Here is a 19,439-nt window from a genome sequence, read left to right as displayed (position 1 = left end):
CCCCTATGCACCCTGCAAAGCCAACCCCGCATGCTCCCGCAGCGGATGGAAATGGATCTTCGGAAACCGCTCCTGCGCCAGCCGCACGTCGTAAGGTGAGGTGCACAGGTAGGCCAACGTATCCGCCGCATCGTGCGCCAGGCGCAGCGGGTAGGCATCGGTGAATGCACGCAGGTCGGCCGCGTTGTCGGCGGTGATCCAGCGGGCGCCCGTGTACTGGCAGCCTTCCAGGCGCACATCAGCGTCGTATTCGGCCTTCAGGCGGTGCTGTACCACTTCAAACTGCAGCTGGCCCACGGCGCCCAGCAGCATGTTGCCGCCGGCATCGGGCTTGAAGACCTGGATCGCGCCTTCCTCGCCCAGCTGGGCCAGGCCCTGCTGCAGCTGTTTGGTGCGCAGCGGGTTCTTGAGCACCACGGTCATGAACATCTCGGGCGCGAAGAAGGGCAGGCCGGTGAACTGCAGGTTGGCACCGTCGGTGATGGTGTCGCCCAGCTGCACGCCGCCGTGCGTGGTGAAGCCGATGATGTCGCCCGCGTAGGCTTCTTCGACCGCTTCTCGGCGCTGGGACATGAAGGTCACGACCGAGGTGGGCCGCAGCTCCTTGCCGGTGCGTTGCACCTTGAGCTTCATGCCCGGCGTGTATTTGCCCGAGGCCACACGCACGAAGGCGATGCGGTCGCGGTGGTTGGCGTCCATGTTGGCCTGCACCTTGAACACCACGCCCGAGAAACCTTCGTCTTCGGGCTGGATGGTCTTGACAACGGGCTGCTTGTTGACTTCGAGCGTACTCACGCGCGGGCCAGGGGGCGGGGCCATGTCCACCAGGGCGTCCAACACCTCCATCACCCCGAAGTTGTTCACGCCGGAGCCGAAGAACACGGGGGTGAGCTTGCCGGCCAGGAAGGCCTCATGGTCCCAGGCGGGGGATGCGCCGGTGGCCAGCTCCATGCTGTCCATGGCGGCGTCGAATTCGGCACCAAAGCGGGCGCGCAGCGTGTCCACGTCGGTGAGCGGGATGGACTCGAAATCCTGCGGGCGGCGTTCGCTGCCGGACTCGAACACGGTCATCGTCTTGGTGCGCAGGTTGATGATGCCGCCGAAGCTTTTGCCCTGGCCCACGGGCCAGGTCATGGGGCAGCAGGGCATGCCCAGTTCGCGCTCCACCTCGTCCATGATGTCCAGCGGGTCGCGCACTTCGCGGTCCATCTTGTTCACGAAGGTGATGATGGGCGTGTCGCGCTGGCGGCAGACCTCGATCAGGCGGCGGGTTTGTGCTTCCACACCGTTGGCTGCGTCGATCACCATCAGCGCCGAGTCCACGGCGGTGAGCACGCGGTAGGTGTCTTCCGAGAAGTCCTTGTGGCCGGGCGTGTCGAGCAGGTTGATCACATGTTCGCGGTACAGCATCTGCATCACCGAGCTGGCTACCGAGATGCCGCGCTGCTTTTCGATTTCCATCCAGTCGGATGTGGCGTGGCGGCTGGCCTTGCGGCCCTTGACGGCACCGGCGATCTGGATCGCGCCCGAGAACAGCAGCAGCTTTTCCGTCAGCGTCGTTTTACCGGCGTCGGGGTGGGAAATGATGGCAAAGGTGCGGCGGCGCCGGGTTTCGGGGGCGTGGGACACAGGGGGATTCCAAGAGGGCTAGGGCCCGCTGCGGCAAGGGCTGCGGCAGTGGGCGCGACAGGCGCGGTGCGCCGAATCGCGGGATTTTACCGGGCGGGCATTCTGGATTCCCCGGGGCGGGTCTCAGCCAGTGGGGGCCTGCGTGTGGCGGGCGTACATCTTCTGCATGCCGCCGATCCAGCGCTCGTAATCCTGCCCCTTGTTGCGGAAGTACTGCGCCACCTCGGGGTGGGGCAGTACCAGAAAGCGCCCGTCCAGCATGGCGGCCAGCACGTCGCCCGCCACCTGCTCAGGGGGGAGGATGCCGTCGTGCGAGGCCGATCCGCCGTCGCCCGTGACCATGGCCGTCTGCACCGATTGCGGGCACAGGCAGGCCACGCCCACGCCCTTGCGGCCGTAGGCGATGCGCAGCCACTCGGCAAAGGCCACGGCCGCGTGTTTGGTCACAGCATAGGGGGCCGACTCGACGATGGTCAGCAGCCCGGCGGCCGAGGCTGTGACGAGGAAGAAGCCCTCGCCGCGCTCCACCATCTCGGGCACCACGGCGCGCGCTGCCCACACATGGGCCATGCCGTGGATGTTCCACATTGCGTCCCACAGCGGGTCTTCGAGTTCGATGCCGCCCGGGCGGCCCAGGATGCCCGCGTTGGAGATGTAGGCGTCCACGCGGCCATAGCGTTCGCGCGTGGTGGCCACCAGGGCCTGGATGTCGGCCTCTTTGGAGACATCGCAGCGCACGGCCAGGCCCCCGATCTCGTCGGCCACGGCCTGGGCGGGTTCCAGGTGCAGGTCGGCCACGACGACGGCGCGTGCGCCCTCCTGTGCAAAACGCCGCGCGATGCTGCGGCCGATGCCGCTGGCGCCGCCGGTGACGATGACGACCTTGTCCTTGGGGTCCATGCTGTGCTCCTTGATGGCGCTTTTGAAAGAGCATCAGTGTCAGGGGCTCCGCCAACCCCGGCAGCCGCACAGGTGACATGGGTGGTTGGCATGTTGCCGGCGTGAAAGAGCAAGGGCGAGTGAGAGCGGGGCGGCCCCACCCGCAGCCGGGGATGTTTCCCCGCCGGGCACTTGCTTTTATAATCCGCCGATCCGAGGAGCGTTGCAGCGCCCCCAGCACAGGCGGGGCGTGAGGCTCGGAGTCACCCAGCAACGACGCTCATCCACTTCTCGTGTGGTGAGCCTTGTCACTCCCCCGACCAGTGGTTTTTCAAACATGCTTTGGAGCACACCACCATGAACGCACGCGTCAACGCCCCGGTCAACACCGACTGCATCATTGCCGACATCGGCCTGGCCGATTGGGGCCGCAAAGAGATCCGCATCGCCGAAACGGAGATGCCCGGCCTGATGGCCATCCGCGAGGAGTTCGCGGCCAAGCAGTCGCTCAAGGGCGCCCGCATCACCGGCAGCCTGCACATGACGATCCAGACCGCCGTGCTGATCGAAACGCTGCAAGCTCTGGGCGCCGATGTGCGCTGGGCCTCGTGCAACATCTTCTCCACGCAGGACCATGCCGCCGCCGCTATCGCTGCCACCGGCACGCCCGTGTTTGCCGTCAAGGGCGAGACCCTGGCCGAATACTGGGACTACACCCACCGCATTTTTGACTTTGGCCCCAAGGGCACCGCAGGCGAAGGCCCCAACCTGATCCTGGACGACGGCGGCGATGCCACGCTGCTGATGCACCTGGGCAAGAAGGCCGAGAAGGATGCGTCCGTGCTGGCCAACCCCGGCAGCGAAGAAGAGCGCATCCTGTTCGCCGCCATCAAGGCCAAGCTGGCCGAAGACAGCACCTGGTACAGCCGCAAGAGCGCCGAGATCATCGGCGTGACTGAAGAGACCACCACCGGCGTGCACCGCCTCAAGGAAATGTCGGCCAAGGGCTCGCTGATGTTCCGCGCGATCAACGTGAACGACTCGGTGACCAAGTCCAAGTTCGACAACCTGTACGGCTGCCGTGAGTCGCTGGTGGACGGCATCAAGCGCGCTACCGACGTGATGATCGCCGGCAAGGTGGCCGTGGTGGCCGGCTACGGCGACGTGGGCAAGGGCAGTGCCCAGGCCTTGCGCGCCCTGAGCGCCCAGGTGTGGGTGACCGAGATCGACCCCATCAACGCGCTGCAGGCCGCGATGGAAGGCTTCAAGGTTGTGACCATGGAATGGGCGGCCGACAAGGCCGACATCTTCGTGACCACCACCGGCAACCGCGACGTGATCACCTATGAGCACATGGCTGCGATGAAGGACCAGTCCATCGTCTGCAACATCGGCCACTTCGACAACGAGATCCAGGTCGCCAAGCTCGAAGAACACTGCCAGTGGGAGGAAATCAAGCCCCAGGTGGACCATGTGATCTTCCCGGATGGCAAGCGCATCATCCTGCTTGCCAAGGGCCGTCTGGTGAACCTGGGCTGCGGCACGGGCCACCCCAGCTTCGTGATGTCCAACTCGTTCGCCAACCAGACCATCGCCCAGATCGAGCTGTTCACCCACAGCGACTACTACGAAAACGGCAAGGTCTACGTGTTGCCCAAGCACCTGGACGAGAAGGTGGCGCGCCTGCACCTGAAGAAGGTGGGCGCCATGTTGACCGAGCTGAGCGACGACCAGGCCGCCTACATCGGCGTGCCCAAGCAAGGCCCTTACAAGCCCGATACGTACCGGTATTGATGGGCGGACCAAAGGGGCGCAGCCCCTTTCGGTTTGGTTCTGACGCTTCTGTTATCGCAGCCTCTGCGGTAGTGTGTCGCTGCTCGTTGGTGCTATATAAATGATAGCTTATGGCGCTTGATGGTATTGCGCTAGAGGCTGTTTTTAATCATAAAAGGATGGGCGCCATGCGCGCAGATGTGTTTTTGGTGGAGCGAGGGCATGCCGCCACACGCTCGCAGGCCCAGCGCCTGATTGCGTCGGGTGTCGAATGGCGCCTGTCGCCGCTCGCGCCCTGGCAGAAGGTGGCCAAGAATGGCGACGACATCCCGGCCATTGCCGAGGTGCAGTTGCTCGACGGTGCCGAGGCCAAGTACATCTCGCGCGGCGGGCTCAAGCTCGAAGGCGCGCTCGATGCCCTGGGTCTGAAGGTCCAGGGGCTGCGCTGCCTGGACGTGGGGCAGAGCACCGGCGGCTTCACCGATTGCCTGCTGCAGCGCGGTGCCGCGCAGGTGATCGGCGTGGATGTGGGCCATGACCAGCTGCACGAGCGGCTGAGGAACGACCCGCGGGTGGTGTGTGTCGAGGGCGTGAACGCCCGCTCGCTGACGGCCGAAGCGCTGCAGCAGGCCTGCGATCTGGCGCTCTCGGAAGTCATCGAGCTGGAAGAGGACAACGAGACCCAGCCCGAGGCCCCCTACAGCTGGATGCGCAACGGCGGCCAGGTGGACGAGGACTATGACGACAGCGACGATGCCAAGGAAAAGGACATCGAAGCCTTCAAGGCCGAACGCGCCGAGCTGGCCAAGGCGCGCGCACAGGGCACGCTGCCGGTGGAGCGCCGCCGCCGCGCCGACCGGGAAGATGTCGATATCACGCCCGAATTTGGCCTGGTGACGGGCGACCTGTCGTTCATCTCGCTCACACTGGTGCTGCCCGCGCTGGTGCCGCTGCTGGCGCCACAGGGCGACCTGGTCATGCTGGTCAAGCCGCAGTTCGAGCTGCAGCCCGGCCAGGTGGGCAAGGGCGGTATCGTGCGCGACGAGGCTCTGTACGCCGTGGTCGAACAACGCATCCGCGATTGCTGCGCCACCGTGGGCCTGGCCGTGCTGGCGTGGCTGGACAGCCCCATCCAGGGCGGCGACGGCAACCGTGAATTTTTTATCCATGCTAGGAGGGCTGCATGAATGCTGCCAATGCACAGGGCACCGGTTTCCCTGTGAGTTTTGAGTTCTTCCCGCCCAAGACGCCCGAAGGCGCCGACAAGCTGCGCGTGGCCCGCCAGCAGCTGTATGCGCTGCACCCGGATTTCTGCTCGGTGACCTACGGCGCCGGGGGCTCCACGCAAGAAGGCACCTTTGGCACCGTGCGCGAAATCCTGGCCGAAGGCGTGGGCGCCGCGTCGCACTTCTCCTGCATCGGCGCCACGCGCCAATCGGTGCGCGAGCAGCTCGCCACGCTCAAGGCCATGGGCGTCAAGCGCCTGGTGGCGCTTCGCGGCGACCTGCCCAGCGGCTATGGTGCGGGTGGCGAGTTCCAGTACGCGAGCGACCTGGTGGCCTTCATCCGCGCCGAGACAGGGCGCGACTTCCACATCGAGGTGGCGGCCTACCCCGAGGTGCACCCCCAGGCGCGCTCGCCCGAGGCCGACCTCAAGGCCTATGTGGCCAAGGTGCAGGCCGGGGCGGATTCGGCCATCACCCAGTATTTCTACAACAGCGACGCGTACTTCCGTTTTGTCGAAGACACGCAGCGCCTGGGCGCGGACGTGCCTGTGGTGCCGGGCATCATGCCGATTGGCAGCTCCACACAGCTCATGCGCTTTTCCGACGCGTGTGGCGCCGAGATCCCGCGCTGGATCCGCCTGCGCCTGCAGGGGTTTGGCGATGACACGGCCAGCATCAAGGCCTTTGGCCTGGATGTGGTGACCGACCTGTGCGACCAGCTGCGCAGCGCGGGCGTGCCCGCCTTGCACTTCTACACCATGAACCAAAGCGCCGCGACGCTGGAGATCTGTCGCCGCCTGGGGATCTGATGGGTTGGGGTGGCCTGCCGCTGCCCGCCCGCTGTGGGTCCCTGCAGGGGCTTGCCGGGCATGCGGCGTGTGTGGGGTTGTTGTGGGCCCTGGTGATGGCCCCCGCGCTGGCCCAGGGGCTGTCGGCCGAGGCCGATGCGCTGGCCCCCCACCTCCTGACGGTGCCGGGCGAGGCGATGCTGATCGACCCCCCGCCGCCACCGCCGCTCCCGCTCCCGGGGGCAGATGCCTCGTCCCTCGGGCTGGTTACGGCCGACGAGGTGGGTCTGGCCTCGTGGTACGGCGCGCAGTTCCACCGGCGGCGCACAGCCAGCGGGGAGCGTTTTGACATGCGTGCGCTCACGGCGGCGCATCCCACGCTGCCGTTTGGCTCGCGGGTCTGCGTGCGCAGCCAGGCCACGGGGCGCACGGTGGTGGTGCGCATCAACGACCGGGGCCCCCATGTCCGCAACCGGGTGATCGACCTCAGCCGTGGCGCAGCCGAGGCCCTGGGCATGATCGGCCTGGGGCTCAAGCCGGTGGAGCTGTTTGCGCTGGACGAGGATGAAAAGGACTGCCCGGCGGCGCCTTGAGGAGGGCATTCTGGCCCGCGTGTTCACGGCCCATGGCTGGCGCCGGGCGGCGCAGCACCGCAGGGTGGGGCGCCTCAGCCGCCGGATTCGAGCGTGTGCGTGGCGTGTTTGTCCTGCGCCAGCAGCTCGGTCATCTGCGGCAGCGCGGCCTTCAGGGCCGCCTTGAGCGTGTAGGGCGGGTTGATCAGGAACATGCCGCTGGCGGGCAGGCCGGGGCGCTTGGTGTCGCCGGTGACCGTTTCGGTGATCTTGCTGGACTTGACGGTCAGCGTGGCGTGCAGCCAGCTTTTGCCCGCCTTGGTGGCCAGGGTCTTGAGGCGCCGGGGCAGATCATGGGCCTCGGGGCGCGGGATGATCGGGTACCAGAACGCATAGGTGCCCGTGGCAAAACGCTTGAGCGAATCGGCCGCCATGTCGAGCACCTTGGCATAGTCGCTCTTGATTTCATAGCTAGGATCGCACAGTACAAGCGCGCGGCGGGCCGGTGGGGGCAAGAATTTCTTGATGCCTTCAAACCCGTCTTCGTGCAGCACGGCCACCTGGCGGCCTGCCTCCAGCTGGGCGACATTGCCCGCCAGGGAGCGCAGGTCGGTGGGGTGCAGCTCGAACAGCTTGAGCTTGTCGTGGCTGCGCAGCAGGCGCTGGGTGATGAAGGGCGAGCCGGGGTAGACCCGCAGGGTGTTGCCCTGGTTGAAGGCGTTCACCATGTCCACATAGGCCTGCAGGGCCGGGGCGAGGGCGGGGGTGGTGGGGGCAAACAGGCGGGCGATGCCGTCGGCGGCTTCGCCGCTGGTGCTGGCGTAGTCCCCGTCCAGCCGGTACAGGCCTGCGCCTGCGTGGGTGTCCAGCACGGTCAGGGCCGCGTCTTTCTCGGTGAGGTGTTGCAAGGCGGCAATCAAAACCGTGTGCTTGAGCACATCGGCATGGTTGCCCGCGTGGAAGGCGTGGCGATAACTGAACATGGCCCAATGGTAACGAGTGCGCCCCTTGGTGCGCCTTTTTTGTGGTGCCACCCGCCCAGGCGGGGTGCCCTGGGGGCTGCTTGGGTGTATCTTTCCAGGCCACGGCACAATCCGAACCGCCGGTTGGCCACGAGCGTGATGTTTTTGGCAGACAGGTCGGCATTTGTTAGCCATTTGTTTCGAAATCGCCCCCTGCCATGCCGCATGATCGCGCCTGCGGCGGTGCTGGCGCTCCGTTGCGCTCTTGAACCGCCTTCGACACCGCAAGCACGCCACGTCCTTTGACCATGACCGAAAGCCTCCGCCAAGCCCCTGCCACTGGAGTCAGCCATGTCGATGCGCTGCCCCCCGGCTCCCGGCTGGCCGAATTCGAGATCCTGGCGCTCCTCGGGGTGGGGGGGTTTGGCATGGTCTACAAGGCGTTCGACCACTCCTTGCACCGGGCGGTGGCCATCAAGGAATACATGCCCTCGGCCCTGGCCGGGCGCTCCGAAGGGCAGTCGCTGTGGGTGCGGTCCTCGTCCGACCAGCAGACTTTCCAAGCCGGCCTTGCCTCGTTTGTGGGCGAAGCGCGCCTGCTGGCCCAGTTTGACCACCCGTCGCTGGTCAAGGTGTTCCGGTTTTGGGAGGCCAACAACACAGCCTATATGGTGATGCCGCTCTACAGTGGCATGACCTTCAAGCAGGCACGGGCGCAGATGCGCACGCCCCCGCCCGAAGCCTGGCTGCGCAAGCTGCTGTGGTCGGTGCTGGACGCTCTGCGGGTGCTGCACGACGGGAACACGCTGCACCGCGATATATCGCCTGACAACATCTTTTTGCAGGACAACGGCCCGCCGGTGCTGCTGGACCTGGGCGCGGCCCGGCACGCGATCAATGACCAGGACCGCAAACACACGGCCGTGCTCAAGGTGAACTACGCACCGATCGAGCAGTATTCCGACGGCGACGAGGAGCTGCGCCAGGGGCCGTGGAGTGACCTTTATTCGCTGGCGGCCGTGATGCACGGCTGCCTGGCCAACGACACCCCGCTGCCTGCCACGCTGCGCTCCATCCGCGACCGCATGGTGTCGTTCCCCCGCATCGCCAAGACCGTCAAGCGGCAGTTTGGCGTGGAGTATTCGGCGCCATTTGTGGCCGCGATTGCGCAAGCACTGGCACTGCGGCCCGAAGACCGGCCGCAGAGCATTGACGCTTTTCTCCAGGCCATGGAGATGACTTCGCCGCCGGACGATGTCCAGCATTTTGATTTCCGCGCCGAACTGGGCGACATCTGGGTGGAGCCTGCCGACCAGCCCGGCCCCGGCTTGCTCACGCCCACGGTGGATGTGACCTCAGCACCGCGCATCGTGGCCGAGATGCAGGCCCAGGCGAAACGCGCAGAGACCTCCGAAGCGGCGGCCCCCGTAGTGGTGGACAGCGGCGTGGGCCGTCCCGCGACGGATCCGGGCGCCGACACGGTCATGCTGGGCGGCCCCGACACCGTGTTTGCCGACCCGGGGGACACGGTGTTCATCGACGCAGGCGACACCGTGGCGGCCGATGATTCGCGCCATGAGGGTGCAGCCCACCACCGCCGACATGGGGGCGAGCCGCGTGCCCTGCCGCTGGAGCGCGACACTGTGCGCGCTGCGGGCAAAACCGCCAGATCCAAGCGGCGGTCACCCCTGGTCGCGGGGCTGGTGGTGGCCGTGCTGGTGGTGGTGGCCTCTGCGGCCGGCCTGCGGTGGATGCAGGGCAACAAGGCGCCCCACGACGACATCATTACCGAGATGGCCGAGCCGCCCGCACCGCCTGCGGCGCCCGCTTCGGCAGAGGTTGTTCTCACAGAAACTGCCGCCGCTGCCATGGAAGGGGCTTCCAGTCCGGCCGGCCTGGCGGCGGCAGGTGCGGCTGCAGCGGCGTCTGCTGCATCCCCCGCCTCTGCCGCGGCATCGGCGCCCCGGGGGGCACCCCGCACAGCCAAGCGCACCGCGCCGGAGCCCGTGCCGACGCCCATCGTGGTGCGCGAGGAGCCTGAGCCACCGCCGCCGCCGCCCGTGGTGGCCGAGCCCAAGCCCAGGCCACCGCCGCCACGCGTTCCATCGCCCCAGGAGGCCTGTGCCGACGCCAACTTCCTGTCGCGCCCCATGTGCATCCACCAGGAATGCCAGAAGCCGTCGCAGGCCGGGCAGCCCATCTGCGTGGAAAACCGCCGCCGCTACGAAGCCGAGGAACAGCGTCGCCGCCAGACGCCCAATTGACTGGGCTTGGCGGGTTTTTGGCGGGTGTCCGGGTCACCCCGGGCCCGTCGCTTGCGCTCACAAGAGACTAATTCGTATAATCGAGGGCTTCGCAGCGCTTTTGTGGTCCCGCGGCGAAGATCAAGCGCCACCTAAGAGGCTTCCGAAAGAGGAGCACCGACCGTGGAAAAGGACCCGCCAAACCCTCTTTCCAAGAGAAAACTCATGACAACTACTTTCAGCGCAAAGCCCGCTGAGGTCGTGCACGAGTGGTTTGTGATTGACGCGACCGACAAGGTCCTCGGACGAGTAGCCAGCGAAGTTGCTCTCCGTTTGCGCGGCAAACACAAGGCCATTTACACGCCTCACGTCGATACCGGTGACTTCATCGTCATCATCAACGCAGCCAAGCTCAAGGTCACCGGCACCAAGTCCCTGGACAAGGTGTACTACCGCCATTCGGGTTACCCCGGCGGCATCACGGCCACGAACTTCCGCGACCTGCAAGCCAAGCACCCCGGCCGCGCGCTGGAAAAGGCTGTCAAGGGCATGCTGCCCAAGGGCCCCCTTGGTTACGCAATGATCAAGAAACTCAAGGTGTACGGTGGTGCAGAGCATCCCCACACCGCCCAGCAGCCCAAGGCTCTGGAAATCTAAGGAGCCTTGAGATGATTGGTGAATGGAACAATGGCACCGGCCGTCGCAAGTCCAGCGTCGCCCGCGTGTTTCTGAAGAAGGGTTCCGGCAAGATCACTGTGAATGGCAAAGACATTCAGCAGTATTTCGGCCGCGAAACCTCGATCATGATTGCCAAGCAACCGCTGGCGTTGACCAACCATGTCGAAACCTTCGACATCCAGATCAACGTGCACGGTGGCGGTGAATCCGGCCAGGCTGGCGCTGCCCGCCACGGTATCACCCGTGCCCTGATCGACTACGACGCAACGCTCAAGCCCGCACTGAGCCAAGCTGGCTTCGTGACCCGCGACGCCCGTGAAGTCGAACGTAAGAAGGTCGGTCTGCACTCTGCACGCCGCGCCAAGCAGTTCTCCAAGCGTTAAACCTTGGCCCTGCCGGGATGCCGCCCTGTGCGGCATCTGCTGCAAAGCATCCCCGGGGTGCTTTACAGAGAAAAACCGCCTTCGGGCGGTTTTTTCGTTTATGGTGCGCTCTTTTCTTTTGGGGGCTGTATGTCCAAGACACGCCTGTTGACCCTATGCGCTTTCGCCTGCTGCGCCGTCGGCTGACCATCAGTGCCCCCCGGGTGGCCATCCGCAGCGCCTTGCCCTGGCCCTTTCGCTGGCTGGCGCTGGCGGTGGTGCTGGGCTTTTGTGCGGCAGTCGCGCTTTGGGCGTTCGAGTTCGGCAAATCCATCGCCGGGCTGGACACCGTATCGCGTGATGAGGTGCACCAGATGAAGGCCGAAATCACCCGCCTGCGCGATGAGGGCCAGGAGCGGCAAACGGTGGCATTGACCGCCGAGAGCCTGCTGGCCACCGAACGCGCCGCCAAAGAGAGCCTGATGGCCCAGGTGCGCCAGCTGGAGGCTGACAACCGGACGCTGCGTGAGGATTTGGGTTTTTTTGAAAAACTGATCCCGGCAGCCAAGACCGATGGCCTGGCGATCCGTGCCCTGCAGGCCGAGGTGCTGGGCGGGATGCAGCTGCGCTGGCAGGTGCTGGTCATCCAGGCGGCCCGCAATGCGCCCGAGTTCAATGGCCGCCTGGAGCTGGTGCTGGCAGGCACCCAGGATGGGAAGCCCTGGACCCAGACCCTGCCGCCCCAGGGGCAGCCCTTGCAGGTCAAGCAGTACCGCCGCATGGAGGGTGTCCTCGATCTGCCGCCCCATGCCGTGGTAAAAACCGTGACCGCGCGCGTGCTGGATGGCGCCACCGTCCGCACCACGCAGACCATGGCCATCGAGTAAGAGACAAAGGGTGGCGGCCTTCGCCGGTGGCCCCGCGCCACTGTCGCAACCGGTGGGGCCCGCCGTGCTCCCGCCTCAGGTGTGCCAGTGACCCTGTGCAGGGTGCGTAGGGTGGTGCCAGCCAATAGCTTCGGTTTTCTCGTTCATCCGCATGTGGGCCGTCCGGCCTGCGCGCTTTTTCAGGAGTCCTGCCCATGTTTTCGCGTAAGAAGCAGCCCCCCATCAAGAGCCTGGTTGCGCAGGGCACCAAAATCGAAGGCAATGTGCTGTTTGCCGAGGGCATGCGCATTGACGGTGAAGTGGTGGGCGACATCCGTGCGGGGGCAGAGCAGCCCAGCATCTTGGTGATTTCGGAAACCGCGCGGGTGGAGGGGGCTGTGCATGCCGACCACGTGATCATCAACGGCCAGGTGCTGGGTCCCGTGCATGCGGGTGAGCTGCTGGAGCTGCAGCCCAAGGCGCAGATCACTGGCAACGTGCACTACAGGGCGCTAGAGATGCACCAGGGCGCTGTGATTGCCGGGCAGTTGTTCCCGACGGCCGTGCTGGTCGAGGAAAAGCCCCCACTGAAGTTGGCGTCAAACAATCCGTGATCTGAATTCCCGAGCGGTTTGCAGTAGTATTAACCCCAAATACCGAACCCGGAGTACCCCATGAGCGCCGTTGCCGACAACATCCAGACCGAAATGCCCGCCCCGATCCTCTTCACCGACAGTGCTGCGGCCAAGGTGGCGGACCTGATTGCCGAAGAAGGCAACCCTGACCTGAAGCTGCGCGTGTTTGTGCAGGGTGGTGGTTGCTCCGGCTTCCAGTACGGCTTCACGTTTGACGAAATCACCAACGAAGACGATACCACCATGACCAAGAATGGCGTGTCGCTGCTGATCGATGCGATGAGCTACCAGTACCTGGTCGGTGCCGAGATCGACTACAAGGAAGACCTGCAGGGCGCCCAGTTTGTGATCAAGAACCCCAACGCCACCACCACCTGCGGGTGCGGCTCCAGCTTCTCGGCCTGATAGGCCTTAGGGCGGGCTGGGAGGCCGATGCCCTGGATGCACCAAAGACAAAAACCGCCTTCGGGCGGTTTTTTCATGGTGGGGGGCTTCGCTGCTGCGCTCAGGCCGGGTACACCGCGCCCAGCACGCGTGCGCCCGCTGCGCCGGTCACGCTGGGCAGGTTGCCAGGGGCCTGGTGCATTGCCTGGCGCGCCAGCCAGGCAAAGGCGGCGGCTTCGACCTGCAGCGCGGGCAGCCCCAGGGCATCGGTGGCCACGACCTGCAGCGTAGGGCACAGGGCCTGCAGGCGGCGCATCAGCTGGGCGTTGAGCGCACCACCCCCACACACCGCCAGGATTTCGCTATCTATTTTGTAGCTATCAACGCATGCTGAGCAGGCGGTAGCAGTGAATTCTGTCAATGTGGCCTGCACGTCGGCGGGATTGGCGTGCCCGAAGGGCTCCAGGTGGGTGGCCAGCCAGGGGGGGTTGAACAGGTCGCGCCCCGTGCTTTTGGGTGGCGGCTTGTGCAGAAAAGGCTCCTGCATCAGCGATGTCAGCAGGCCGGGCAGCACCTGCCCGGTGGCGGCCCAGGCGCCGTCCCTGTCGAAAGGCTGGCCAGTGTGCAGCTGGCACCAATGGTCCATCAGCGCATTGCCAGGGCCGCAATCAAACCCCAGCACGCAGCCGTCCGCGCCGAGCACGCTGAGGTTGGAGATGCCGCCAATGTTCAGCACCAGCACTGTTTCGTCCGGGCGCCCGAAGATGCCCTGGTGGAAGGCGGGCACCAGCGGCGCACCCTGGCCGCCCGCTGCCACGTCGCGGCTGCGCAGGTCGGCCACCACGGTGATGCCGGTCCGCTCGGCGAGCAGGGCGGGGTTGAGCAACTGCAGGGTGTAGCCCGTGCCGTCGAATTCCTGGGGGCGGTGGCGCACGGTTTGCCCGTGGGCGCCGATGGCGCGGATGGCATGGGCAGGCAGGCCGCTGCGCTGCAGCAGTGCCTGCACCACCTCGGCATAGGCGCGCGACAGCGCGTTGCCAGCAAGGGCCGCCCGGTGCAGTTCATTGTCGCCGGGGGTGTTCAGGGCCAGCAACTCGGCGCGCAATGCGGGTGCAAAGGCGGCGCTAGCGTGGTGCGTCACCCGCATGCGCAGGCCAGAGAAGTCGGCCAGCACCCCGTCGATGCCATCGAGCGAGGTGCCCGACATCAGGCCGATGTACAGATCGGACATGGCCTGACGGGTGGAGTGCGTCGTTGGTAAGTCGGGATCAGTCTGCGCTGGCCTGCTCGATGAGCGCAGCGGCGTTCAGCTGAACACGCATGTTGGCCGCGAGGCGATCAAACGCAGGGCGTGCGGCGGCAGACACCGGTGCTGCGGCTTCGCTCTGGGCCACGATGGTCATGGGGTCCTGGTGCACACCATTGACGCGGAACTCGAAGTGCAGGTGCGGGCCGGTGGCCCAGCCGGTGGCGCCCACGGCGCCCAGGGTCTGGCCCTGCTCGACCGACTGGCCCTGGCGCACGTCGATGCGGCTCAGGTGGGCGTACACCGTGACATGCTGGTTGCGGTGCTTGATGAACACCACGTTGCCGTAACCGTTCTGCACGCCCGCAAATTCCACCACGCCATCGCCCACCGTGCGCACGGCGGTGCCCGTGGGGGCTGCAAAGTCGGTGCCCAGGTGGGCGCGCCAGGTTTGCAGGATGGGGTGCAGGCGCATCTTGAAGCCGCTGGTCACGCGCGAGAACTCGACGGGCGAGGCCAGATAGGCGCGGCGCATGCTTTCGCCGTCCAGCGTGTAGTAAGCGCCCTTGGTGGCGCCGGGCTCCTGGAACCACACAGCCTGGTGGGTCTTGCCGTTGTTGACGAACTCGGCGCTCAGCACGCGGCCGCTGGACAGGGGTTCGCCGTCGGCTTCCAGGGTTTCATACACCACCGAGAAGCGGTCGCCCTTGCGCAGCGAGCGACGGAAATCGATGTTGCCCGAGAACAGTTCGGCCACCTGTACAGCCACGGCGTCGGGGATGTTCGACGCGTCGGTGGCGGCGAACAGCGAGCTGTGGATGATGCCGCCCGCCAGCCGGCTGTTGGTCGTCATCTTGGCGGTTTCGATGCGCGTCGCAAACTTGTTGTCGCCTGTGCGCTCGACGATCAGGCGGCGGAAGTTGCCGCTGTCGTCCGGCACCCAGCGCACGGTCAGGCGCACCAGGCGGTGGTCGTCGGTGGTCTCGGCCGACACGCTGCGGCCGGTGCGGCCCAGCACGTTCTGGCGCACGGGGGTATCGCCACGCATGAAGGCGGCGGCGGCCGGGTCGGCCACGCCCAGGCGCTGCAGCAGGGATTCGGGGGTGTCGCTGGAGCGCACCTGCTCGGAGCGGAACAGCGAGAAGCCCGGGGCGTCCAGCTCGCCCAGCACCAGGTTCTCGGCCAGCGATTCGACGGGGTAGCTCACCATGCGCACGGGCAGCTCGGCCGGATCGGGCGCGAAGGAAGCCACAGCGAAGGCGCCACCACCACCCGTCAGCAGGACGGCGGCAACGGCGGCGGTGATGCGTTTGGGGTGTTGTTGGATCGTGCGGGACAGTCGGTCAAGCAAAGCGGTGCTGGCGGTGCGGACCGTGGTGAGGCCGTGAATCAAAGGTCTATCCCCAGGGTGATTGCGGATCCATGGCACACCCCCGGTGCGAATACGGGGCAGGGCCAGGAGCACAGACTGTCAGGCTGCAGCCATCCGACAGGTTGATAAAAACAGGTCGAAACGGCGGGCCCACTAGAATCCGCCTCTGCAATGTGGGCTGAAGTATAGCGGCGCATGCTGTCTAGACATCCCAAAAAACCCTTATGAATCAATCTGCTGTTACAACAACCCCGGTCTCCGATGGTGTAGGACGGGCCCTCGAAATCTCGCTGCGCGGCGTGCAAGAACTGCTGCCACAGGACGAATGGGTCAAGAAGCTGGCGCGCTCGGAGGCCACGGGCCAGCCGCTGCGCATCAAGCTGGGTCTGGACCCCACGGCCCCCGACATCCACATCGGCCACACGGTGGTGCTGAACAAGATGCGGCAATTGCAAGATCTGGGCCACCAGGTCATCTTCTTGATCGGCGACTTCACCAGCCTGATCGGCGACCCCTCGGGCCGCAACAGCACGCGCCCGCCGCTCACGCCCGAGCAGATCAAGGTGAATGCCGAGACCTACTACAAGCAGGCCAGCCTGGTGCTGGACCCGGCCCGCACCGAGATCCGCTACAACAGCGAATGGAGCGAACCCCTGGGCGCCACCGGGATGATCCAGCTGGCCGCCAAGTACACAGTGGCACGCATGATGGAGCGCGACGACTTCCACAAGCGCTTCACCACCGGCCAGTCCATTTCAGTGCACGAATTCTTGTACCCGCTGATGCAGGGTTACGACTCGGTGGCTTTGAAGAGCGACCTGGAGCTGGGCGGCACGGACCAGAAGTTCAACCTGCTCATGGGTCGCCACCTGCAGCAGGAATACGGCCAGGAGCCGCAGTGTGTGCTCACCATGCCGCTGCTGGTGGGGCTCGATGGCGTGGACAAGATGTCCAAGTCCAAGAACAACTACATCGGCATTGCCGAAGACGCGAACACCATGTTTGCCAAGGTGCTGTCGATCAGCGACACCCTGATGTGGGACTGGTTCACCCTGCTGTCGTTCAAGAGCCTGGCCGAGATCGCCGCGCTCAAGGCCGAGGTGGAGGGCGGGCGCAACCCCAAGGACGCCAAGGTGATGCTGGCCAAGGAAATCACCACGCGCTTCCACAGCGCGGCCGCCGCCGACGCTGCTGAGCAGGACTTCATCAACCGCAGCAAGGGCGGCGTGCCCGATGAAATCCCCGAGGTGAGCCTGTCCGGCGCACCACTGGGCATTGGCGCTCTGCTCAAGCAGGCCAACCTGGCGCCCTCGGGCAGCGAGGCCAACCGCCTGATCGACGGCGGCGGTGTGCGTGTGGATGGCAGTGTGGTCAGCGACAAGGGCCTGAAGCTGGCCGCTGGCACCTACGTGGTGCAAGTGGGCAAACGCAAGTTCGCACGGGTCACATTGGCCTGATTTATTGAGCTGAATGGGCCTTCGCCGCCCGCTGGATAAGTGATAATTGCTATAAAAATAGAAGCAAAAGCGCCGAGCCTGTACAGGCCGGCGCTTTTTTCTTTTCAGGCCCCGTCCAGGTTGTCGTTCAAATCCGGGTCGGGCACATCACCAATCGCCTGGCGGGTGGCCTCGGCCTGCACCTGCAGCCAGGCGCAGAAGGCCTTGATCTCTGGCCGATTGACGCTGCGCGGCCCCACCATCAGCCAATAGGACAGTGGCGAGTCGATGCGGTGGCCGGGCAGCACTTCCACCAGGTCGCCCGCAGCCAGGGCATCGGCAATCAGCGGCATGCGGGCCAGTGCCAGCCCCTGGCCCGCCAGCGCGGCCTGCACGATCTGGTGGGCGTAGTTGAAGTAGAGCCAGCGCTCAGGCTGCAGTTTGGTCAGGTCGCGGGTGTCGAACCAGCGGCGCCAGCTCAGATATTCCAGATAGTGTGTGCGATGGGCGTCGCCCGCCTCGATCAGGGTGAACTGCGCTACATCGGCGGGGGTGCGCAGCGGTTTGCCGCTCTTGAGCAGCCAGGGGCTGGCCACCACGGCCAGTTGCTCGCCAAACAGGCGGATGCCGCCCTGCGTGGCCCCGGCGGGCATGGCATAGCGCAATGCCAGGTCCACGTCCGAGGTTTCCAGATCGACCTGCACGTCGCTCGCATCAATGCGGATGTCGATACCCGGGTTGTCGCGCTGGAACTCCTCCATGCGCGGAATCAGCCACATCGACGCAAAGCTGGCCCAGGTGGTGATGGCCACGCTGCGGCGCCCGGCCGTCTGGCGCACCAGGCGCACGGCAGCGTCCATGCGCTCCAGCGCCGGGCCCACCGCGCGCTGCAGTTGCGCGCCCGCGCTGGTCAGCTCCACCGCGCGCGTGTGGCGCAGGAACAGGGGCACGCCCACTTCTTCTTCCAGCGCCTGGATCTGGCGGCTCACGGCCGACTGGGTGAGCGCCAGCTCGTCGGCCGCAGCGCGGAAGTTCAGGTGCCGCGCCACGGCCAGAAAGGCGCGCCAGTGGCCCATGGCCACCGGACGGGTGCGCAGGACAGCGGGGGAGTATTCGGCTGAGGCCATGGCAGGGCTCCCGGAGAGTATTGATTCATGCGTTGATGGAATGAATAGCGTACCGCGTTTTCATTGGACTGTGTGTGGCGAAAGGATCACTATTCATGCTCCAAAACACCTGTTTTCCCACTCTAAGGAGCCTGTCATGTCTGCCCGCAACGTTCTGGAATCGCAACAATCCGTGCAAGCCGCCGTGGCTGGCCGTTCTGCGGCCGGTTGCTGGAAACTGACCCCCGGCCGCGCCCTGTCGCTGCACCCGCGCGAGCGCAGCGTGCTGGAGATTGCCCGGGGCCGGGTCTGGCTCACGCTGAGCGGGGCCTTGCCCCGCCACCAGCCGGCCGACATGCCCGCAGATTTGTTCCTTGGCGTGGCCGACCACCTGCTGCAAGCCGGTGACCGCCTCGACATCGCAGCGGGCCAGCATGTGGTGATGGAGGTCTGGACCCCGGCGGGCTCGCCCGGCGAGGACGTGGCTTTCCATTGGCATGGCGCCCCTGCCCCGGTGCCCGCGCAAGGCCGGTGTGCCCTGCGGCCCGGTGCCGAATGGGAATGTGGCGTGGTCCAGCCCCTGCGCGACCTGGTGCAGGCACTCGCCCAGGGTGGGCGCGCCGTGGGGCTGGCGGGGGGCCAGGCGATCGGCGCCGGAGGGCGTCTGGTGCTCGGAATCGCCCGCTTTGCTCTCATTCGGATAGCGGCACCACGCGAAAGCAAGCCCGCTTGAGACCGACATGCAAGAAGAGCATCAATTGGTGCATTCCTTTTCATTGGACGCTGCGGCTAGCACAGAGCACCATAGAGTCCATCAAGGGTAAACCCGGAGATTCATATGACCACCTCGCAGATTTTCAAGTTCTTTTCCACCGCTGCCACGGCTGCTGCCGCCCACGGTGTCAGCACCTTGCTGCCAGGCAAGGCCCTCAGCCTCACACCCCGCGCGCCCATGGCCCTGCGCATTGCCGAAGGCCAGGCCTGGGTCACGCTGGATGCGGGCCCCTACGGCACCGGCGCCGAAGCTGGCGACGTGTTCCTGCACGCCGGCCAGACTTTGTGGGTGGCCGCCGGCCAACACGCCGTGGTCGAGCCCGTGGGCCAGCAGCGCCTGCAATACCGCTTCACGCGCACGCCGGTGGACGTGGCCAGCACCGCCACCCCCTGGTGGCGCCGCGCGGCTTTTGGCAGCCCGTCGGTGGCGGTGGCCAGCGACGCCTGCTGCGCCTGAGTCTTTGTGAAAAGGGGGCGATCAGCGATGGGCTGGTGGCCCTGGCCGTTT

19 protein-coding genes and 1 riboswitch are annotated in these 19,439 nt (G+C 65.9%); of the genes, 13 read left to right on the top strand and 6 right to left on the bottom strand.

Features of this window, described 5'->3' with window-relative positions; genetic code table 11:
• Window positions 1-3 precede the first annotated feature (3 nt).
• Together ACTPOI_RS22675 and ACTPOI_RS22670 are read right to left on the bottom strand one after the other, a co-directional pair.
• A complete protein-coding gene (locus tag ACTPOI_RS22675) occupies window positions 4-1,629 on the bottom strand; it encodes a peptide chain release factor 3 (RefSeq protein WP_440113103.1) in 1,626 nt (541 codons plus the stop codon).
• 123 nt (window positions 1,630-1,752) lie between these two features.
• Window positions 1,753-2,529: an SDR family oxidoreductase gene (locus tag ACTPOI_RS22670; RefSeq protein WP_440113100.1), complete on the bottom strand. Its 777-nt coding sequence runs from the start codon at window positions 2,527-2,529 to the stop codon at window positions 1,753-1,755.
• Between the two features lie 188 nt (window positions 2,530-2,717).
• Window positions 2,718-2,797, top strand: a riboswitch (S-adenosyl-L-homocysteine riboswitch).
• Between the two features lie 68 nt (window positions 2,798-2,865).
• Between ACTPOI_RS22670 and ahcY the strand changes: the two genes are divergently transcribed.
• From ahcY to ACTPOI_RS22650, 4 genes are all read left to right on the top strand, one after another.
• A complete protein-coding gene (gene ahcY, locus ACTPOI_RS22665; protein ID WP_440113098.1) occupies window positions 2,866-4,302 on the top strand; it encodes an adenosylhomocysteinase in 1,437 nt (478 codons plus the stop codon).
• 167 nt (window positions 4,303-4,469) lie between these two features.
• Window positions 4,470-5,468, top strand: coding sequence for a TlyA family RNA methyltransferase (locus ACTPOI_RS22660; protein ID WP_440113095.1), 999 nt, complete (start codon window positions 4,470-4,472; stop codon window positions 5,466-5,468).
• Complete coding sequence (gene metF / locus ACTPOI_RS22655; RefSeq protein WP_094291648.1) at window positions 5,465-6,316, top strand: methylenetetrahydrofolate reductase [NAD(P)H]; 852 nt, start codon at window positions 5,465-5,467, stop codon at window positions 6,314-6,316. Before ACTPOI_RS22660 ends, metF begins: the two co-directional genes overlap by 4 nt.
• A gap of 95 nt (window positions 6,317-6,411) precedes the next feature.
• Window positions 6,412-6,888, top strand: coding sequence for a septal ring lytic transglycosylase RlpA family protein (locus ACTPOI_RS22650; protein WP_440113212.1), 477 nt, complete (start codon window positions 6,412-6,414; stop codon window positions 6,886-6,888).
• Window positions 6,889-6,962: 74 nt separating this feature from the next.
• On the opposite strand, the gene ACTPOI_RS22645 is transcribed toward ACTPOI_RS22650, so the two are convergent.
• Window positions 6,963-7,850, bottom strand: a complete 888-nt coding sequence (locus tag ACTPOI_RS22645; RefSeq protein WP_252659824.1) for a 23S rRNA (adenine(2030)-N(6))-methyltransferase RlmJ — start codon at window positions 7,848-7,850, stop codon at window positions 6,963-6,965.
• A gap of 287 nt (window positions 7,851-8,137) precedes the next feature.
• On the opposite strand from ACTPOI_RS22645, the gene ACTPOI_RS22640 reads away from it, so the two are divergent.
• From ACTPOI_RS22640 to erpA, 6 genes are all read left to right on the top strand, one after another.
• Window positions 8,138-10,093: a serine/threonine protein kinase gene (locus tag ACTPOI_RS22640; RefSeq protein WP_440113090.1), complete on the top strand. Its 1,956-nt coding sequence runs from the start codon at window positions 8,138-8,140 to the stop codon at window positions 10,091-10,093.
• A gap of 204 nt (window positions 10,094-10,297) precedes the next feature.
• Window positions 10,298-10,729, top strand: a complete 432-nt coding sequence (rplM, locus tag ACTPOI_RS22635) for a 50S ribosomal protein L13 (protein WP_026437700.1) — start codon at window positions 10,298-10,300, stop codon at window positions 10,727-10,729.
• A gap of 11 nt (window positions 10,730-10,740) precedes the next feature.
• Complete coding sequence (rpsI, locus tag ACTPOI_RS22630; RefSeq protein ID WP_011804080.1) at window positions 10,741-11,133, top strand: 30S ribosomal protein S9; 393 nt, start codon at window positions 10,741-10,743, stop codon at window positions 11,131-11,133.
• 155 nt (window positions 11,134-11,288) lie between these two features.
• Window positions 11,289-11,999 (top strand): DUF6776 family protein, encoded by a 711-nt coding sequence (locus ACTPOI_RS22625; RefSeq protein ID WP_063461957.1) that lies wholly within the window; start codon window positions 11,289-11,291, stop codon window positions 11,997-11,999.
• A gap of 194 nt (window positions 12,000-12,193) precedes the next feature.
• Window positions 12,194-12,592, top strand: a complete 399-nt coding sequence (locus tag ACTPOI_RS22620) for a bactofilin family protein (protein ID WP_094291643.1) — start codon at window positions 12,194-12,196, stop codon at window positions 12,590-12,592.
• A gap of 60 nt (window positions 12,593-12,652) precedes the next feature.
• A complete protein-coding gene (erpA, locus tag ACTPOI_RS22615) occupies window positions 12,653-13,018 on the top strand; it encodes an iron-sulfur cluster insertion protein ErpA (RefSeq protein WP_056414289.1) in 366 nt (121 codons plus the stop codon).
• Window positions 13,019-13,118: 100 nt separating this feature from the next.
• Here erpA and ACTPOI_RS22610 read toward each other — a convergent pair whose 3' ends face one another.
• Window positions 13,119-14,228 carry an anhydro-N-acetylmuramic acid kinase gene (locus ACTPOI_RS22610; RefSeq protein WP_440113083.1) on the bottom strand — a complete coding sequence of 370 codons (1,110 nt, stop codon included), beginning with the start codon at window positions 14,226-14,228 and terminating at the stop codon, window positions 13,119-13,121.
• Between the two features lie 37 nt (window positions 14,229-14,265).
• Complete coding sequence (locus ACTPOI_RS22605; RefSeq protein WP_440113080.1) at window positions 14,266-15,636, bottom strand: peptidoglycan DD-metalloendopeptidase family protein; 1,371 nt, start codon at window positions 15,634-15,636, stop codon at window positions 14,266-14,268.
• A gap of 203 nt (window positions 15,637-15,839) precedes the next feature.
• Between ACTPOI_RS22605 and tyrS the strand changes: the two genes are divergently transcribed.
• Window positions 15,840-17,072, top strand: a complete 1,233-nt coding sequence (tyrS, locus tag ACTPOI_RS22600; RefSeq protein WP_440113077.1) for a tyrosine--tRNA ligase — start codon at window positions 15,840-15,842, stop codon at window positions 17,070-17,072.
• Between the two features lie 104 nt (window positions 17,073-17,176).
• On the opposite strand, the gene ACTPOI_RS22595 is transcribed toward tyrS, so the two are convergent.
• Entirely contained in the window at window positions 17,177-18,178 is a 1,002-nt protein-coding gene (locus tag ACTPOI_RS22595) for a LysR substrate-binding domain-containing protein (RefSeq protein WP_094291639.1), read from the bottom strand.
• A 136-nt stretch (window positions 18,179-18,314) separates the two neighbouring features.
• On the opposite strand from ACTPOI_RS22595, the gene ACTPOI_RS22590 reads away from it, so the two are divergent.
• Window positions 18,315-18,890 carry a DUF2917 domain-containing protein gene (locus ACTPOI_RS22590; RefSeq protein ID WP_440113074.1) on the top strand — a complete coding sequence of 192 codons (576 nt, stop codon included), beginning with the start codon at window positions 18,315-18,317 and terminating at the stop codon, window positions 18,888-18,890.
• A gap of 105 nt (window positions 18,891-18,995) precedes the next feature.
• Window positions 18,996-19,388, top strand: a complete 393-nt coding sequence (locus ACTPOI_RS22585; RefSeq protein WP_440113071.1) for a DUF2917 domain-containing protein — start codon at window positions 18,996-18,998, stop codon at window positions 19,386-19,388.
• Window positions 19,389-19,439 lie beyond the last annotated feature (51 nt).

The organism is Acidovorax sp. BL-A-41-H1 (assembly GCF_051942715.1).
This window is presented reverse-complemented; position numbering and strand designations above follow the sequence as displayed.

What these genes read in the sequence shown, in the direction of transcription:
- ACTPOI_RS22585 (WP_440113071.1), top strand. Translation starts at nt 18,996, where the DNA reads ATGACCACCTCGCAGATTTTCAAGTTCTTTTCCACCGCTGCCACGGCT.
- metF (WP_094291648.1), top strand. Translation starts at nt 5,465, where the DNA reads ATGAATGCTGCCAATGCACAGGGCACCGGTTTCCCTGTGAGTTTTGAG.
- ACTPOI_RS22620 (WP_094291643.1), top strand. Translation starts at nt 12,194, where the DNA reads ATGTTTTCGCGTAAGAAGCAGCCCCCCATCAAGAGCCTGGTTGCGCAG.
- ACTPOI_RS22595 (WP_094291639.1), bottom strand. Translation starts at nt 18,178, where the DNA reads ATGGCCTCAGCCGAATACTCCCCCGCTGTCCTGCGCACCCGTCCGGTG.
- ACTPOI_RS22670 (WP_440113100.1), bottom strand. Translation starts at nt 2,529, where the DNA reads ATGGACCCCAAGGACAAGGTCGTCATCGTCACCGGCGGCGCCAGCGGC.
- ACTPOI_RS22590 (WP_440113074.1), top strand. Translation starts at nt 18,315, where the DNA reads ATGTCTGCCCGCAACGTTCTGGAATCGCAACAATCCGTGCAAGCCGCC.
- ACTPOI_RS22610 (WP_440113083.1), bottom strand. Translation starts at nt 14,228, where the DNA reads ATGTCCGATCTGTACATCGGCCTGATGTCGGGCACCTCGCTCGATGGC.
- rplM (WP_026437700.1), top strand. Translation starts at nt 10,298, where the DNA reads ATGACAACTACTTTCAGCGCAAAGCCCGCTGAGGTCGTGCACGAGTGG.
- ahcY (WP_440113098.1), top strand. Translation starts at nt 2,866, where the DNA reads ATGAACGCACGCGTCAACGCCCCGGTCAACACCGACTGCATCATTGCC.
- rpsI (WP_011804080.1), top strand. Translation starts at nt 10,741, where the DNA reads ATGATTGGTGAATGGAACAATGGCACCGGCCGTCGCAAGTCCAGCGTC.
- erpA (WP_056414289.1), top strand. Translation starts at nt 12,653, where the DNA reads ATGAGCGCCGTTGCCGACAACATCCAGACCGAAATGCCCGCCCCGATC.
- ACTPOI_RS22650 (WP_440113212.1), top strand. Translation starts at nt 6,412, where the DNA reads ATGGCCCCCGCGCTGGCCCAGGGGCTGTCGGCCGAGGCCGATGCGCTG.
- ACTPOI_RS22660 (WP_440113095.1), top strand. Translation starts at nt 4,470, where the DNA reads ATGCGCGCAGATGTGTTTTTGGTGGAGCGAGGGCATGCCGCCACACGC.
- ACTPOI_RS22640 (WP_440113090.1), top strand. Translation starts at nt 8,138, where the DNA reads ATGACCGAAAGCCTCCGCCAAGCCCCTGCCACTGGAGTCAGCCATGTC.
- ACTPOI_RS22645 (WP_252659824.1), bottom strand. Translation starts at nt 7,850, where the DNA reads ATGTTCAGTTATCGCCACGCCTTCCACGCGGGCAACCATGCCGATGTG.
- ACTPOI_RS22625 (WP_063461957.1), top strand. Translation starts at nt 11,289, where the DNA reads ATGCGCTTTCGCCTGCTGCGCCGTCGGCTGACCATCAGTGCCCCCCGG.
- tyrS (WP_440113077.1), top strand. Translation starts at nt 15,840, where the DNA reads ATGAATCAATCTGCTGTTACAACAACCCCGGTCTCCGATGGTGTAGGA.